13 protein-coding genes and 1 pseudogene are annotated in these 14,101 nt (G+C 64.2%); 1 reads left to right on the plus strand and 13 read right to left on the minus strand.

Annotation, left to right across the window (positions count from 1 at the left end; translation table 11 throughout):
• The 7 genes and pseudogenes from CSZ94_RS28430 to CSZ94_RS01935 all read right to left on the minus strand — a co-directional run.
• Positions 1-148, minus strand: a pseudogene (locus tag CSZ94_RS28430) (IS5/IS1182 family transposase); the annotation flags it as partial.
• Positions 149-233: 85 nt separating this feature from the next.
• The gene (locus tag CSZ94_RS01910; RefSeq protein ID WP_374703554.1) at positions 234-2,378 is read right to left on the minus strand and encodes a xanthine dehydrogenase family protein molybdopterin-binding subunit; all 2,145 of its coding nucleotides are present in this window, start codon (positions 2,376-2,378) and stop codon (positions 234-236) included.
• A gap of 144 nt (positions 2,379-2,522) precedes the next feature.
• Positions 2,523-3,296 (minus strand): anti-sigma factor family protein, encoded by a 774-nt coding sequence (locus CSZ94_RS01915; protein ID WP_308410529.1) that lies wholly within the window; start codon positions 3,294-3,296, stop codon positions 2,523-2,525.
• A gap of 2 nt (positions 3,297-3,298) precedes the next feature.
• A complete protein-coding gene (locus tag CSZ94_RS01920) occupies positions 3,299-3,826 on the minus strand; it encodes an RNA polymerase sigma factor (protein ID WP_102119953.1) in 528 nt (175 codons plus the stop codon).
• 21 nt (positions 3,827-3,847) lie between these two features.
• Positions 3,848-4,213 (minus strand): COG4315 family predicted lipoprotein, encoded by a 366-nt coding sequence (locus CSZ94_RS01925; protein WP_102119954.1) that lies wholly within the window; start codon positions 4,211-4,213, stop codon positions 3,848-3,850.
• Positions 4,214-4,270: 57 nt separating this feature from the next.
• Entirely contained in the window at positions 4,271-5,188 is a 918-nt protein-coding gene (locus CSZ94_RS01930; protein WP_102119955.1) for a DNA-3-methyladenine glycosylase family protein, read from the minus strand.
• 68 nt (positions 5,189-5,256) lie between these two features.
• Positions 5,257-6,264, minus strand: coding sequence for an XdhC family protein (locus CSZ94_RS01935; RefSeq protein WP_102119956.1), 1,008 nt, complete (start codon positions 6,262-6,264; stop codon positions 5,257-5,259).
• A gap of 100 nt (positions 6,265-6,364) precedes the next feature.
• Between CSZ94_RS01935 and CSZ94_RS27860 the strand changes: the two genes are divergently transcribed.
• On the plus strand, positions 6,365-6,505 hold the full coding sequence (locus CSZ94_RS27860; RefSeq protein ID WP_180977326.1) for a hypothetical protein: 141 nt from the start codon (positions 6,365-6,367) through the stop codon (positions 6,503-6,505).
• A gap of 145 nt (positions 6,506-6,650) precedes the next feature.
• Here the strand turns inward: CSZ94_RS27860 and CSZ94_RS01945 are convergent, their stop codons facing one another.
• The 6 genes from CSZ94_RS01945 to CSZ94_RS01970 all read right to left on the minus strand — a co-directional run bounded on the left by CSZ94_RS01945 (position 6,651) and on the right by CSZ94_RS01970 (position 14,044).
• Entirely contained in the window at positions 6,651-7,754 is a 1,104-nt protein-coding gene (locus CSZ94_RS01945) for a M48 family metallopeptidase (RefSeq protein WP_102119958.1), read from the minus strand.
• 10 nt (positions 7,755-7,764) lie between these two features.
• The gene (gene dut / locus CSZ94_RS01950; RefSeq protein WP_102119959.1) at positions 7,765-8,214 is read right to left on the minus strand and encodes a dUTP diphosphatase; all 450 of its coding nucleotides are present in this window, start codon (positions 8,212-8,214) and stop codon (positions 7,765-7,767) included.
• A 34-nt stretch (positions 8,215-8,248) separates the two neighbouring features.
• Positions 8,249-9,469: a bifunctional phosphopantothenoylcysteine decarboxylase/phosphopantothenate--cysteine ligase CoaBC gene (gene coaBC, locus CSZ94_RS01955; RefSeq protein ID WP_102119960.1), complete on the minus strand. Its 1,221-nt coding sequence runs from the start codon at positions 9,467-9,469 to the stop codon at positions 8,249-8,251.
• Between the two features lie 17 nt (positions 9,470-9,486).
• Positions 9,487-9,996: a signal peptidase II gene (gene lspA, locus CSZ94_RS01960; RefSeq protein WP_102119961.1), complete on the minus strand. Its 510-nt coding sequence runs from the start codon at positions 9,994-9,996 to the stop codon at positions 9,487-9,489.
• Positions 9,997-10,090: 94 nt separating this feature from the next.
• On the minus strand, positions 10,091-12,991 hold the full coding sequence (gene ileS, locus CSZ94_RS01965) for an isoleucine--tRNA ligase (RefSeq protein ID WP_102119962.1): 2,901 nt from the start codon (positions 12,989-12,991) through the stop codon (positions 10,091-10,093).
• Positions 12,992-13,072: 81 nt separating this feature from the next.
• Complete coding sequence (locus CSZ94_RS01970; protein ID WP_102119963.1) at positions 13,073-14,044, minus strand: bifunctional riboflavin kinase/FAD synthetase; 972 nt, start codon at positions 14,042-14,044, stop codon at positions 13,073-13,075.
• Positions 14,045-14,101 lie beyond the last annotated feature (57 nt).

Consider the following 14,101-nt stretch of genomic DNA (forward strand, 5'->3'; position numbering starts at 1 on the left):
AATACAGCGCCTGGAAATCATCGTTCATGTTGGCCAGGATGGCATCGACCAGTACTCGCAATTTGCGCAAGGGATGCGCATCCGGGATGCGTTCCTCCAACGAGCGGTAACTGTACAGAGAGTGCTGGGTGACGTCGGTCTTGCGCATGATGGCGGTGGGAAAGTGGGGCTGATGAAACAACGTTTACCGGCCCGTGATGGTTGACGGGCACGGCGATTAATTCAACACCCTGCTAAGCCTTTTTCGCCAGCTGCATGCCGACGGGCAGGGCGCGGATGCACTTGCCCGTGGCGGCGAAGATGGCGTTGCACAGGGCCGGCGCGATGGGCGGCGTGGCCGGCTCGCCTACGCCGCCCAGCTCCATGTCCAGGGTGCCCGGCACCAGGTGCGTGTGGATTACGTGCGGTGCATCGGCGGCGCGCAGCACGGCATAGTCGTGGAAATTGCTTTGCTCGACTCTGCCATTCTTGAAACTGATTTCGCCGCTCATGGCCAGCGACAGGCCCATGATGCAGGCGCCTTCGATCTGCGAGCGCACGCGGTCCGGGTTGATCTGCGGTCCGCAATCCATGGCGATATCGACCCTGGGCACGCTGACTTCACCGGCCGCGTTGATCTCCACCTCGATCACGGCCGCCACATAGGTGACGAAACTGTAGGACACGGCCAGGCCCAGTCCTCGTCCCTTGGGCAGCTTGCGGCCCCAGCCCGCATTGGCAGTGGCCAGCTCGATCACGTGGCGCATGCGGCCGATGTCGACCGGATACTTCGCCGGGTCTGCGCCATAGTTCCAGCCATCGGACAGGTCGGCCGGGTTGATCTTGCGCGCCGGCCCGAGTAAATCCAGCAGGTAGTCGCGATGATCTTTTTTCGCTGCATGCGCCAGTTCGGCCGTGAACGACTGGATGGCAAACGCGTGCGGGATGTTCGAGACGGAACGGAACCAGCCGATGCGCGTATGCGCCGGCACTTCCGACACTTCGACGCGGATGTTCGCAATCGCATACGGCACATTGATGGCCGACATGCCCAGCTCGAACGGCGCCTGCTTGTTCGCGCCGACGGCAAAGGTCGAGGTGATGGTGGGCGCAGCCGTGCGGTGCAGCCAGGCCGTCGGCATGCCTCTGGCGTCGAACGACGCTTCCAGCCGTTCGACGGATACCGTGTGCAGATAGTCGTGCTGCAGATCGTCGTCGCGCGTCCACGTCAGCTTGACGGGTGCGCCATCCATGGCTTTGGACAGCAGTGCCGCTTCGACGGCGAAATCGGGTTTCGATTTGCGCCCGAAGCCGCCGCCCAGCAGGGTCACGTGGACGGTCACGTCGTCATACGCCAGACCCAGGGCCTTGGCAACGTTGCTGCGCGTCGCTTGCGGCGCCTGCACGCAGGCCCACACTTCGGCCTTGCCGTCGGCGATGCGCACGGTGGCGGCGGCCAGGGTGGCCACCGTCTTGCCCTGGTCGCGCGCCGGGCTGGCCGGCTGGCGCACGGCCGCTTCCAGGGTCTTGCGGAAAGCCTTCGAATCGTAGCTGCCATTCGGGCCATCGTCCCATTCCATCACCAGCGCTTCGCGGCCCTTGATGGCGGCCCAGGTGTTGCTGGCAATGACCGCCACGCCGCTCAATGGGTTGAACATGGCAGGCGGCGGACTGCCTGCCAGTTCAACGATGCGCAGCACGCCAGGCACCTTCAGGGCCGCCGTCTTGTCCACGCTTTTCAGCTTGCCGCCAAATACGGGAGGACGGGCGATGACGGCATACGCCATGCCATCGAGGCGCGTGTCGATGCCGAAGTGGGTGTTGCCAGTGACGATGTCATGCAAGTCGATGCCGCGCGTGCTGCTTTGGCCTATATAACGCAGCTCGCCGGCCGTTTTCAGGCGGATGCGCGCGCGCGGCGGCACTGGCAGTTTGGCAGCGTCTTCGGCCAGGGCGCCGAACGACAGAGAGCGGCCGCTGGCCGCATGCACGACCGCATGGTTGGCGGCTTTGACTTCCGTTACAGGCACGTCCCAGCGCACGGCGGCTGCCGTTTCCAGCATCAGGCGCGCCGTGGCGCCCACGTGGCGCATGGCGCGGAACGAGTGGCGCATGCTGCGCGAGCCGTCCGTATCCTGGCTGCCGTAGCGCGCCTCGTCGGCAGGCGCCTGCTGCACGCGCACCTGCGCCCAGTCGGCGCCCAGTTCATCGGCCGCCACCATGGGCAGGCTGGTGCGGATGCCCTGGCCCATTTCGGAGCGGCGCGCCACGATGGTGACGATGCCGTCGGCGCCGATCGACAGGAAGACCAGGGTGTCGTCGACCACGCCGCCGGCCATCTTGTCGCCGCCGTATTTGACGGCGTCGGCCGCCATCACCAGGCCGGAAGGGCTGGCCACCAGGCTCAGAGCGGCCAGCGCGCCGGCGGCCTTGAGCCAGTTGCGCCGCGCAGGCGAAGTGGGTGATGGTGCGGCGAAGCGCGACGGCCATCCGACATACGCATGAGTGCATCAGTATGGGATGGTAGCACCAACCGGCCTGCTTCAGCGCGGCTGTTCCAGCTGCGCATACACGGCGTCGGCGATCTTGCCCAACTCGGCTTTCGGCAGCTTGGCCGAGAGGGCGTAGCCCATCTGGCCATCGATCCAGTAAAACACGCCCAGGTCCTTTTCCTGCGTGTAGCGGAAGGCTGTTTCCTGCCTGCCGGCCCGTTCCTTGGCCACGTACAGGGTCAGGCGTTTGCCAGTGCCCTCTTCGTACATGAACTGCGCCACGGGGCCGTCGCCATCGCCGGGCAGCAGGCGCCCGCCGATCAAGTGGTAGCCGAGCGGCGACAGCGCGGGCGGCTGCAAGGTGCTGCCCAGGCGTTTCGACAGCCATTGCACCAGGTGCGCCTCTCGTTCGACCCCCACTTCCACTGGGTGGCGCACTTCTGGCGTGTAGACGGCATGGGCGATGGCGGCGCTGCGCGCCAGGGAGATCGGGTTGGCGCCGGTGGTCACGCTGCCGCGCAACAGCCAGCCGCCCATGCCGCCAGCGAACACCAGCACGACGGCCGCTGCCGCCTGCATGGCGGGGCGGTACCAGCCATGGTTGGCGGCCGGCGGGGCCGCCGCCTGCAGCAGCGCCGGCGGCACGGCTTCCTGCTGCAGAGGATCAAACAGGGCGCGCAATTGCCGGTTTTGCTCGCGCCAGGCGGCGACCCTGGCAGCGTCTTGCGGATGCGCGCGCAGGTAGGCATCGATGGCCGCGCGCTGCTCTTCCGGCAAGACGTCGTCGGCCAGGGCATGCAATTGCGCTTCGCTGATGGCTTGCATTGTCATTTCACGACTTTCAGGATGGGAGGGCCGCTGCCCTGGCTGCCGGCAGGGCGACCATCGAGCAGGGTGCGCAGTTTATCGCGCCCGCGCGACAGTCGCGACATCACGGTGCCGACGGGGATGTCCAGCGTGGACGCCACCTGCTCGTACGGCATTTGTTCGAGCGCGACCAGCAGGATTACTTCGCGCTGTCCCAGCGGCAAACGGGCCAGCGCCGCATCCATTTCGCCGATGGCGATGGCTTGCCCCGGCGCGCGCTCCGGGGCGGGCAGCACGCTGTCGTCGTCCAGCTCCTGCAGTGCCAGGCCGGGGCGGCGCAGCTGATCCACGTGCAGGTTGTGCATGATGGAGAACAGCCAGGGCCGCATGTCGCTGCCCCGCTGCCATTGATCCAGCCTGCGCCAGGCCCGCTCCACGGTGTCCTGCACCAAGTCGTCCGCATGCAGGGCACCCACCAGCGCGCGCGCATAGCGGCGCAGGCCGGGCAGGCAGGCTTGCAGCTGGCCGCTGTCCTCTGGCGTGGTCATCGTCGGGGCGGGAAGGGAGGCTTACGGCTTGACGACGTGCCACACGTTCTTGAACTTGTCGCCGGCCACGTCGCCCGGCTTCTTGTCTTCCTTGTACAGGTACAAGGGCTTGCCCTTGTAGGTCAGCTGCATGGCACCGTTGTCTTCGCGCTTGATGCTGCCATACGGGGCGGCGGGCGCAGCGTCGGTGGCGATGACGGCAGGCCAGGCAACCAGGCAGCCGCCGCTGCAGGCGCTCTTGCCGCTGTCGGCGACATCCTTGTCGAACATATACACGGTCATGCCGGTGGCGTTGACCAGCATGCCGTTGGCGGGCATGACGTCGGCGGCGAAGGCCAGCGGGGCGGAAAGCAGGGCGGCGAGGGTGGCGATAGTGGTAAAGCGCATGATGGTCTCCTTGTGGTTTGTGGGGCTTGCAAGGGATAGACGTTGACCACCCGCCGTTTATTCCCGTTCTGGCGCATTATTTTTTTCCGGTGCATGCAGGCTGGCCCACAGGTGGGCGGCGGCCATGGTGCGGTGCGGCGCGTACTGGCGCAGCCATTGTTCCGTGCGCGCCATGTCCGGTTTTACCTCCTCGCCGAGCAGCTTTTGCAGGGCGGCGCGGATGGCCACGTCGCCGTGCAGCGAACAGTCGGCGTAGCCGTAGCCGCGCAGCAGCGCGTAGTTGACGGTCCAGGGGCCGATGCCCTTCACGGCCAGCAGCGCTTGCGAAATGGCTGCCACGTCGCCGGACTGCGGCAGCTCAAGCGACAGCTCTCCGTCGTTGACGAGATGCGCCAGGCGCAGCACGGTTTCCGCCTTGGCGCGCGAGAATTTACGGCTGGTCAGTTCTTCCATCGACAACCTTGCCACGTCGCGCGCCTCCGGGTAGCACCACAAACCGCTGCCGTGCTGGCGCCCCGCCTGCAAGATAAAGGTGCGGCGCAGTGAAATGGCGAACGACAGGTTGATCTGCTGGCCGATGATGGCCCAGGTCAGCGCCTCGAAGGGGCTGGCCGATTGCACGATGCGCAAGCCCGGGTTGAGGCGAATCAAAGGCGCCAGCAGCGGGTCGCCGGCGGCCAGTTGGGCGAATGGCTGCGGATCGATGCGCAGGCCGAGGATGTTGAGCAAGACGCCGTGCAGCGGCGTTTGCAGATCGCCACTGGCGCTGCCGTCGATCTCGGCCTGGCAGACGGCCGCAGCGTCCGTGAACGCCACATCCAGCACGACAGGCACGCCGGCCAGCAGGATGCCCTTGCGCAAGCCTGTCGCGGTGACCTGTTCCGCCACGCCTTGCGCATCACGGCTGTGGAAGGCGATGACATTGTCGCGGCGGTAGCCGGCGGGCAGGGGGAGCGTCCAGTGCAGCAGGGTCATGGTGGGCCAAAGTCAGGGAAGGTAGCAGGGGCGCGCCCCTGGCGCATCTTGTTTCTTGCTTTCAGACTTCAGCGCACGCAGAGGTCCGGGTTAGGCGGCGTCAAGGCGGCCGCATGCTGGATCTGCAGCGCCTCGGGCACGCCGTTTTTCACGGCCGTCAGTTCTGCCAGGATGGAGATGGCGATTTCGGCCGGCGTCTTGCTGCCGATGTACAGGCCGATGGGCGCATGCAGGCGCGCCAGCTGCCCGGCACTGACGTCGAACTGCAGCAGACGCTCGCGGCGCTTTGCATTGTTGGCGCGCGAGCCGATGGCGCCCACGTAAAAGGCAGGAGATTTGAGTGCTTCCATCAGGGCCAGGTCGTCGAGCTTGGGATCGTGCGTGAGGGCGACGACGGCGCTGCGGCTGTCAAGCTTTAATTCCAGCACCAGATCGTCGGGCATGGCGTGCAGCAGCGGCACGCCCGGCACGTTCCAGCCGCCCCGGTATTCTTCGCGCGGGTCGCAGACGATGACGTGGTAATCCATGGCCGTGGCGATTTGCGCCACGAAGCGCGACAGCTGGCTGGCGCCGATGATCAGCAAACGCCAGCGCGGGCCGTGCTGCGTGGTGAGTACCGCGCCTTCCCGGGCCAGCACGGCGCCCGGCACGGCGGTGTGCAGGGTGACGGCGCCGCTGTGTAGGTCGAGCCGGCGTTCGACCAGTTCATGCGCTTCCAGGCGCGCCAGCAGTTGGGCCACGCCGCTGCCTGCATGCAGCGGTTCGATGGCCAGTTCGATGGTGCCGCCGCAGGGCAGGCCGAAGCGGTGCGCCTCATCGGCGCTGATGCCGTAGCTGACGATGTCGGGCTGCGTGCGCACGATGCCGTGCACGCGGACGGTGTCGATCAGGTCATCCTCGATGCAGCCGCCGGAAACGGAACCGACCACCGTGCCATCGTCGCAGATGGCCAGGGTGGCGCCCACGGGACGGGGGCTGGAGCCCCAGGTCTTGACGACGGTGACGAGTTCGCAGCGGTGGCCGGCGGCGAGCCAGGCGGCGCTGGTTTTCAGAACTTCAAGGTCGATGCTGTCCATGGGCCGCGAGAGTTGGATGCCGCATGTTTGCGGCAAAGTATGGAATACTATTCAAGATTGTGGATATACTACCGGTTCCACCACCCTGCGGAGAATTTTCATGTCAAATGAAGTCAAGACGCAAGAAGAGGGTATTCCCAAGTTCGGCAAGCTGCTCGTTGTCCTGTTTTTAGCCGTGGTGTTCTGCGGTGCCCTGACCTGGATCATGGGCACCTACTTCCCGAACTTCCCGGGCGCCTGAGCAAACCTGCTGCATCAGGTTGAAGAACGTCTGACAGAACCGTAGCGAGCGGCAGCGATTTGTGGCCGAGAAGCGCAACTGTGCTTGAGCACAGTGAGCATCGCAGACCGCAAAGCGCGACGCGCAGTAGGTTATGGTAGGCGTTCTAAGGCTTGAGCGGCTTTTTTGCCGCCTGCTTTGCGCGCACGTCCGTGACGGCGCGGTTGATGGCCGCCATGCGCGAGTTGGTGCCCGGATGCAGGGCCGTGTAGCCGTTGGCCACCGTGGCCGGCACTTGCGTGGCCAGGCGCTGCCAGAAGCGTGCAGCGTTGTCGACATTGTAGCCAGCGCGCGCCAGCAGGTAGATGGCCAGGGTGTCGGCTTGCACGTCGAGTTCCTGCGGCATGGCCTTGATGCCGGCGGCGCCCGTCAGCATTGAGACGTCGGGCTGCACGGCGCCCAGGCTGTCGATGATGCTGCCGGCCGTACCCGCCGTGCGCTGGCTGCGCGCGTGATCGAGGATGTTGTGCGCCATTTCGCGGGCGATGACGAAGGCGATGCCTTCGTCGTTTTGCGCCGCATTGACCATGCCGCGCGTGAGCATGATGCGCGCGCCGTCCGAATACGCGTTGATATTGTCCGCATTGCCCAGGGCGACGCGGAAGGCGCAGGCGCGTGTGACGGGAATCTTCAAGTCCTGTTGCTGGCCGTCGCGGGCGATGGTCATGTTCAGGCTGGCGCTCTTGGAGGCCAGCGGACCGACGATGGCGCCGAACGGGCCTTCGGCCTTGGGACCGGAGGGCAGCGGCTTGCCTTCGGCGGCCAGCAAGCCATCGCCCCTGCGCAAGCCGGCGCGCGCGGCGCCGCTGCCAGGCAGCACGCCCGAGACCTGCATCTGTTCGCCGTAGCCGAGCGCAGCCTGCGCCGCGTCTGCATAGATGCCCGGGTAGGAGTATTTGTTCTGCGCCGTGAAGCCCAGCAGGTTGCGCGCGTACGTCTTGCACAGGTCCGCATTGTTGATCAGCAGGGGCGCCGAGACTTTCGACAGGCGGTCCTGCAGCGCCACCATCTTCACCAGGTCTTCCTGCGCCGCCTTCTGTTGCGCCGTCAGTGCCGGCGCGTCGGGCGCCGGCACGACGTTGAACGGGCCACTGACATTCGTCGTCGGCGTGGTGCAGCCGGCCAGAATGGCCACGCCGGCCAACAAGAGGGGAGTGGCCAATCGGCGCAGCGAAGTCTGGGCTGGGATCAGATGGCGGAAACCTGGCATAAGAAAATCCTTAATGTTTGCCGGTGCTGCCGAAACCGCCAGCACCGCGTTCGCTGTCGCCGAATTCCTCGACGACGTTAAAGCCCACTTGCAGCACCGGCACGATAATCAGTTGTGCCAGGCGTTCCATGGGATTGAGCGTGAATGCGCTCTGGCCCCGGTTCCAGGTCGATACCATCAGCTGACCCTGGTAATCGGAGTCGATCAAGCCTACCAGATTCCCTAAAACGATGCCGTTTTTGTGGCCCATGCCGCTGCGCGGCAAAATCATGGCCGCATACGAGGGGTCGCCGATGTGGATCGCCAGGCCGGTGGGAATGAGCACCGTCTGCCCCGCTTCGATGGTGATGGCTTCGTCTATGCAGGCGCGCAGATCCAGTCCGGCGCTGCCGGGCGTGGCGTAGGCCGGCAACAGTTCTTGCATGCGGGCGTCGAGGATCTTGATGTCGATATTTTTCATGAATCTGATTAACTGAGCTAAGTCGTATAAAGGGTTACTTGAGTAGCGAATTCTTGGCGATTCGCTTCGAGATTTCGGAAATCAGCTGGCGCGCCAGGTTCAGTTTCGAGGCGCGCGGCAGCACGGTATGGCCTTCTTCATCGAACAGGATGATGGTGTTGTCGTCCTGGCCGAAGGTGTTCTGGCCGATATTGCCAACCAGCAAGGGAATGCCTTTTTTCTCGCGCTTGGTCGAACCGAATTCCACCAGGTTTTCCGATTCGGCGGCAAAGCCCACGCAGTAGGGATAGCCGGCCAGGTTGGTGCGTGCCGCCACGGTGGCCAGGATGTCGGGATTTTGCCCGAACTGCAGTTCGGGCACTGAGCCGTCGGCCTGCTTTTTCATCTTCTGTTCGCTGGCGTTGGCGACGCGCCAGTCGGCCACGGCGGCTACGGCGACGAAGACATGCTGGCCGTCGACGTGGGCCAGTACCGCATCATGCATCTGCTGCGCGCTTTGCACATCGATGCGGCACACGCCGAACGGCGCGTCCAGGGCCGTCGGACCGGAAATAAGCAGCACCTCGGCGCCCGCTTCGCGCGCCGCGCGCGCCACCGCATAGCCCATCTTGCCCGAAGACAGATTGGTGATACCGCGTACGGGGTCGATGGCTTCAAAGGTGGGACCGGCCGTGACCAGCACGCGCCTGCCCGCCAGGACTTTCGGCTGGAACGCGGCGATCAGCTCCGTCAGCAGCTGTTCCGGTTCCAGCATGCGGCCCAGGCCAACTTCGCCGCAGGCCTGTTCGCCGGCCGCAGGGCCAAATAACTTGATGCCGTCGTCGCGCAGCTGCTGCACATTGCGCTGCGTGGCCGGGTTCTGCCACATTTCCACGTTCATGGCCGGCGCCACCAGCAGGGGCAGGTGGGCGGGGCGGGCCAGGCACAGGGTCGACAGCAAGTCGTCGCACACGCCGTGCGCCAGCTTGCGCAGAAAATCGGCCGAACACGGTGCGATCAGGATGGCATCGGCGTGGCGCGTCAAATCGATATGCGCCATGTTGTTGGCTATGCGCGCATCCCACTGGCTGGTGTGCACGGGATGGCCCGACAGCGCCTGCATCGTCACGGCCGTGATGAAGTGGCTGGCCGCATCCGTCATCACCACTTGCACCGAGGCGCCAGACTTGGTCAGCGCGCGGCACAGTTCCGCCGCCTTGTAGCAGGCGACGCCGCCCGAGAGTCCCAGGACGATTTTTTTGCCGGACAATTCCATGCCGTTCTCCTGCGTGTTTATTTGTTTACCCGGCGTAGTTCATCGATGATGAACAGGGCCGCGCCGATGCAGATGGCGCTGTCGGCGATGTTGAAGGCGGGGAAATGGCCCCAGCTTTTCCAGTGGAAGTCGAGGAAGTCGACCACATGGCCGTAGATCAGGCGGTCGATGGCGTTACCCAGCGCGCCGCCAAGGATCAGCGCCAGGGCCCAGCAGAACATGCGCTGGCCGGCGTGCTTTTTCAGCAGATAAATGATGTAGATGGCTGCTGCCAGGGCGATGGCGGTGAAGAAATAGCGCTGCCAGCCGCCCTGGTCGGACAAGAAGCTGAACGCGGCGCCCTTGTTATACGCGAGCACCAGATTGAAATACGAGGTGATGACCATCTCCTGCGCATAGCGGAAGGTCTTCAGGATCGTGATCTTGGTGATCTGGTCGAACAGGATGACGATGGCGGCAATGCCCAGCCAGGGTACCAGCGACGATGAAGAGGACGATTTCGATGAAAAACGGTTTTTAGTGGCCATATTTTTCCAGGGAAGATAAAGCCGCCGCTACTCTTGCGGGCAGCGGCGGTGGGAAGCGGTCGGGAGCGGGTATGAATTCCCGCCCCGCAGCGTTTTAAGCGTAGCGGCGAACCTCGCCCTTGCCAAACAGGTTGCTGACGCAGCGGCCGCACAGGGTAGCATGGGCGGCATCCGTGCCCACGTCGCTGCGGTAGTGCCAGCAGCGCTCGCACTTCGGCGCCGTCGACGCGGCCACGAGCACTTCCTCGGCCGCTTCGTCAGCCACTTCGGCTACCGTTGCCTGCGAGGTAATGAAGACGAATTTCAAGTCCTCGCCCAGGGTCGTCAACAGCTTGTACTTCATCGGCGCGGCCTTGATCGTCAGTTCCGCCTGCAGCGAGGAACCGATGGCGCCCGAGGTGCGCAAGTCTTCCAGTTGCTTCGTCACGTCCGTGCGCACGGCGCGCAGGGCCGTGTATTTCTCCAGCAGGTCGGCGGCATCCGACACTTGCGGCAGTTGCCACCAGGTTTGCGTGAAGATGGTTTCATCGCTGGCGGCATACGCCTCTGCACCGGCGAAGACGGCCCAGGCTTCTTCGGCCGTGAACGACAGGGCCGGGGCCATCAGGCGCAGCAGGCTTTGCGTGATATGCCACAGGGCCGTCTGCGCCGAACGGCGCGCGTGCGACGTCAAGCCCGAAGTGTACAAACGGTCCTTCAGGATGTCCAGGTAGAAGCCGCCCAGGTCTTCCGAGCAGTACGTTTGCAGCTTCGACACGACCGGGTGGAATTCGTAGCGCGCGTAGTTGTTTTCGATCTGCGTTTGCAGCGAGGCCATGTTGGCCAGCGCATAGCGGTCGATTTCGAACATCTCCGCCACCGGCACGGCGTCCGTGGCCGGATTGAAGTCCGAGGTATTGGCCAGCAGGAAGCGCAGGGTGTTGCGGATGCGGCGGTACGATTCGGTCACGCGTTTCAGGATTTCGTCGGAGATCGACAGCTCGCCCGTATAATCGGTCGAGGCGATCCACAGGCGCAGGATGTCCGCGCCCAGGGTGTCCGAGATCTTTTGCGGCGCCAAAGTATTGCCCAGCGATTTCGACATCTTCTTGCCTTCGCCATCGACCGTGAAACCGTGCGTCAGCAGGGCCTTGTACGGTGGACGGCCGTTCAGCATCGACGACACCAGCAGGGACGAGTGGAACCAGCCGCGATGCTGGTCCGAGCCTTCCAGGTACAGGTCGGCCGGGAATTGCAGCTGCGTCGAGTGCGAACCGTGGCCTTGCGGGCCGCCCAGCACCGTCTGGTGCGTGGCGCCGGAATCGAACCACACGTCCAGCGTGTCCTTGTTCTTGGCGTAGATGGCCGCTTCGTCGCCGATCAGGTCTTGCAAGTCCAGCGCCTGCCATGCTTCGATGCCGTTCTTCTCAATCAGCTTGGCCACTTGCTCCAGCAGTTCCGGCGTGCGCGGATGCAGGTCGCCCGTTTCCTTGTGCACGATGAAGGCCATCGGCACGCCCCACTGGCGCTGGCGCGACAGGGTCCAGTCAGGGCGGTTGGCGATCATGCCGTGCAGGCGCGCCTGGCCCCAGTCAGGGAAGAACTCGGTGTCGGCGATGCCTTTCAATGCCGTCTCGCGCAGGGTCGCGCCGCCGTCCTTCGGCGTCACGTCCATGCCGGCGAACCACTGCGAGGTGGCGCGGTAGATGATCGGCGTCTTATGGCGCCAGCAATGCATGTAGCTGTGGTCGAACATCTTGACTTCGAACAGGGCGCCCGCTTCTTTCAGGGCGGCGCAGATCGGTTTCGACGCTTCCCAGATGCTCATGCCGCCGAACAGGGGCAGGGTGGAGGCGAACTTGCCGTCGCCCATGACGGGCTTGATGATGTCGTCGTCCTTCATGCCGTGCGCCTTGCACGAGATGAAGTCGTCCAGGCCATAGGCTGGCGCCGAGTGCACCACGCCCGTGCCGCTTTCCGTGGTCACGTATTCGGCCAGGTACAGCGGCGAGAGACGGTCATAGAAAGCGTCCGCCGCATGCAGCGGGTGGCGGAAGCTGATGCCCGCCAGGGCCGCGCCGTCGCAGGTGGCGATCGTCGTGCCTTCGAGCTTGAAGCGCGCCAGGCTGGCCACGACCAGGTCTTGCGCCAGGATCAGCAGCTGCGGCTGGCCATCGCGCTCGGTTTTCACCAGCGCGTATTTGACTTCCGGGTGTACGTTCAGCGCCTGGTTCGACGGGATGGTCCACGGCGTGGTGGTCCAGATGACGATGAAACCGTTCTCCGTCGGCAGCGATGGCAGGCCGAATGCAGCCGCCAATTTTTCCGGTTCGGCGAACTTGAATCCCACGTCGATGGCAGGATCGCGCTTTTCCGCGTATTCCACTTCCGCTTCGGCCAGCGCCGACTGGCAGTCGAAACACCAGTTGACGGGCTTCAGGCCGCGGTAGACATAGCCTTTTTCCAGCAGCTTGCCCAGCGCGCGCAATTCGTCGGCTTCATTGCCGTGCGCCATGGTCAGATACGGGTTGTCCCACTCGCCCAGCACGCCCAGGCGGATGAAATCTTTTTTCTGGCGCTCGACCTGCACGTTGGCATAGGCGCGGGCCTTTTCCAGCACGTCGGCCGTCGGCAGGTTCTTGCCATGCAGTTTTTCGATCTGGATCTCGATCGGCATACCGTGGCAATCCCAGCCAGGTACATATGGCGCGTCGAAACCGGACAGCGAGCGCGACTTGACGACCATGTCTTTCAGGATCTTGTTGACGGCGTGGCCCAGGTGGATATCGCCATTCGCGTACGGCGGACCGTCATGCAGGATGAATTTCGGACGGCCGGCGGCAGCTTTGCGCACGCGCTCGTAAATCTTCTTGTCTTGCCATTGCTGTACCCATTGCGGCTCACGCTTGGCCATGTCGCCGCGCATCGGGAACGGGGTTTCCGTCATGTTGACCGGGTATTTACTTTCAGGCTTCTTGTTCTGCTTGGGCGTGGCGGGCTTGTTTTGATCGGACATATTCTTCTTTAATGGTATGGAGTATATTTTTGCAGCGGGTTTGTGGCGGCAAGTGCCGCCAGGCAGCGGAGTTGGCCGGCGTCAAATTCGGTCGGTGGCGGTAATGGCGCCGCTGCGCTGCTCAAAATAGGCGCGCGCCTGGTTCGAGTCGCGCTCGATGGCGGCCGTCAGGGTCGGCAAGTCGTCATACTTTTCTTCGTCGCGCAGCTTTTCCAAAAACTCCACGCGGACCAGCTTGCCGTAACAGGATTGATTGAAATCAAACAGATGCACTTCCAGCAAGACGCGGCCGCTGTCGTCGACGGTAGGGCGCACGCCCAGGCTGGCCACGGCGGGCAGCGGCTGCAACGCCAGGCCGTGCACTTGCACGATGAAGACGCCGGACAGGGCGGGGCGGTGCGCCACGCGCAGGTTCAAGGTGGGGAAGCCGAGGGTGCGGCCCAGTTTCTGGCCGTGGATGACATGGCCGGAAATGGCGTAAGGGTGGCCCAGCAACTGCGTGGCCAGGGGGAAATTTCCGGCGGCCAGGGCCAGGCGCACAGCGGACGAGGAGATGCGCGTGCTGCCATTCATGACGGTCGGCAAAGTTTCCACATGGAAACCGTATTCGCGGCCCGCTTCCTGCAGCATGGCCACGTCGCCGGCACGCCTGGCGCCGTAGCAGAAATCGTCGCCGACCATCAGCCATTTCACGTGCAAGCCGTCGACGAGGACTTTTTGCGTGAATTCCTGCGGCGTCAAGGCGGCGAACTGGGCGCTGAAGTGTTCGACGACGACACGGTCGATGCCGGCGTCGTCCAGCGATTGCAGCTTGTCGCGCAAGTTGGCGATGCGCTGCGGGGCTTTGGACAGGTCGCCCGCGCGCTGCGCGAAAAATTCGCGCGGGTGCGGTTCGAACGTCATCACGGCCGCTTCAATGCCGAGTTCGGTCGCCGCGCCGCGCACGCGCGCCAGCAAGGCTTGATGGCCGATGTGGACACCGTCAAAATTGCCGATGGTCAGAGCGCAAGGCGCTCGTGCATGGGCATTGGGAAGTCCGCGGAATACCTTCATAGGAATCTGATGAAAAACTGTGCCAAAAGGGGGATTATACGGACTGTTTCAGGGATG

The sequence above is a fragment of the Janthinobacterium sp. ROICE36 genome, assembly GCF_002869965.1.
Lineage (GTDB): Bacteria > Pseudomonadota > Gammaproteobacteria > Burkholderiales > Burkholderiaceae_D > Janthinobacterium.

Excerpts from the sequence above, each read along its gene's own strand:
- CSZ94_RS01915 (WP_308410529.1), bottom strand. The coding sequence starts at position 3,296 with ATGCAAGCCATCAGCGAAGCGCAATTGCATGCCCTGGCCGACGACGTC.
- CSZ94_RS01920 (WP_102119953.1), bottom strand. The coding sequence starts at position 3,826 with ATGACCACGCCAGAGGACAGCGGCCAGCTGCAAGCCTGCCTGCCCGGC.
- CSZ94_RS01925 (WP_102119954.1), bottom strand. The coding sequence starts at position 4,213 with ATGCGCTTTACCACTATCGCCACCCTCGCCGCCCTGCTTTCCGCCCCG.
- CSZ94_RS01930 (WP_102119955.1), bottom strand. The coding sequence starts at position 5,188 with ATGACCCTGCTGCACTGGACGCTCCCCCTGCCCGCCGGCTACCGCCGC.
- CSZ94_RS01935 (WP_102119956.1), bottom strand. The coding sequence starts at position 6,264 with ATGGACAGCATCGACCTTGAAGTTCTGAAAACCAGCGCCGCCTGGCTC.
- CSZ94_RS27860 (WP_180977326.1), top strand. The coding sequence starts at position 6,365 with ATGTCAAATGAAGTCAAGACGCAAGAAGAGGGTATTCCCAAGTTCGGC.
- CSZ94_RS01945 (WP_102119958.1), bottom strand. The coding sequence starts at position 7,754 with ATGCCAGGTTTCCGCCATCTGATCCCAGCCCAGACTTCGCTGCGCCGA.
- dut (WP_102119959.1), bottom strand. The coding sequence starts at position 8,214 with ATGAAAAATATCGACATCAAGATCCTCGACGCCCGCATGCAAGAACTG.
- coaBC (WP_102119960.1), bottom strand. The coding sequence starts at position 9,469 with ATGGAATTGTCCGGCAAAAAAATCGTCCTGGGACTCTCGGGCGGCGTC.
- lspA (WP_102119961.1), bottom strand. The coding sequence starts at position 9,996 with ATGGCCACTAAAAACCGTTTTTCATCGAAATCGTCCTCTTCATCGTCG.
- ileS (WP_102119962.1), bottom strand. The coding sequence starts at position 12,991 with ATGTCCGATCAAAACAAGCCCGCCACGCCCAAGCAGAACAAGAAGCCT.
- CSZ94_RS01970 (WP_102119963.1), bottom strand. The coding sequence starts at position 14,044 with ATGAAGGTATTCCGCGGACTTCCCAATGCCCATGCACGAGCGCCTTGC.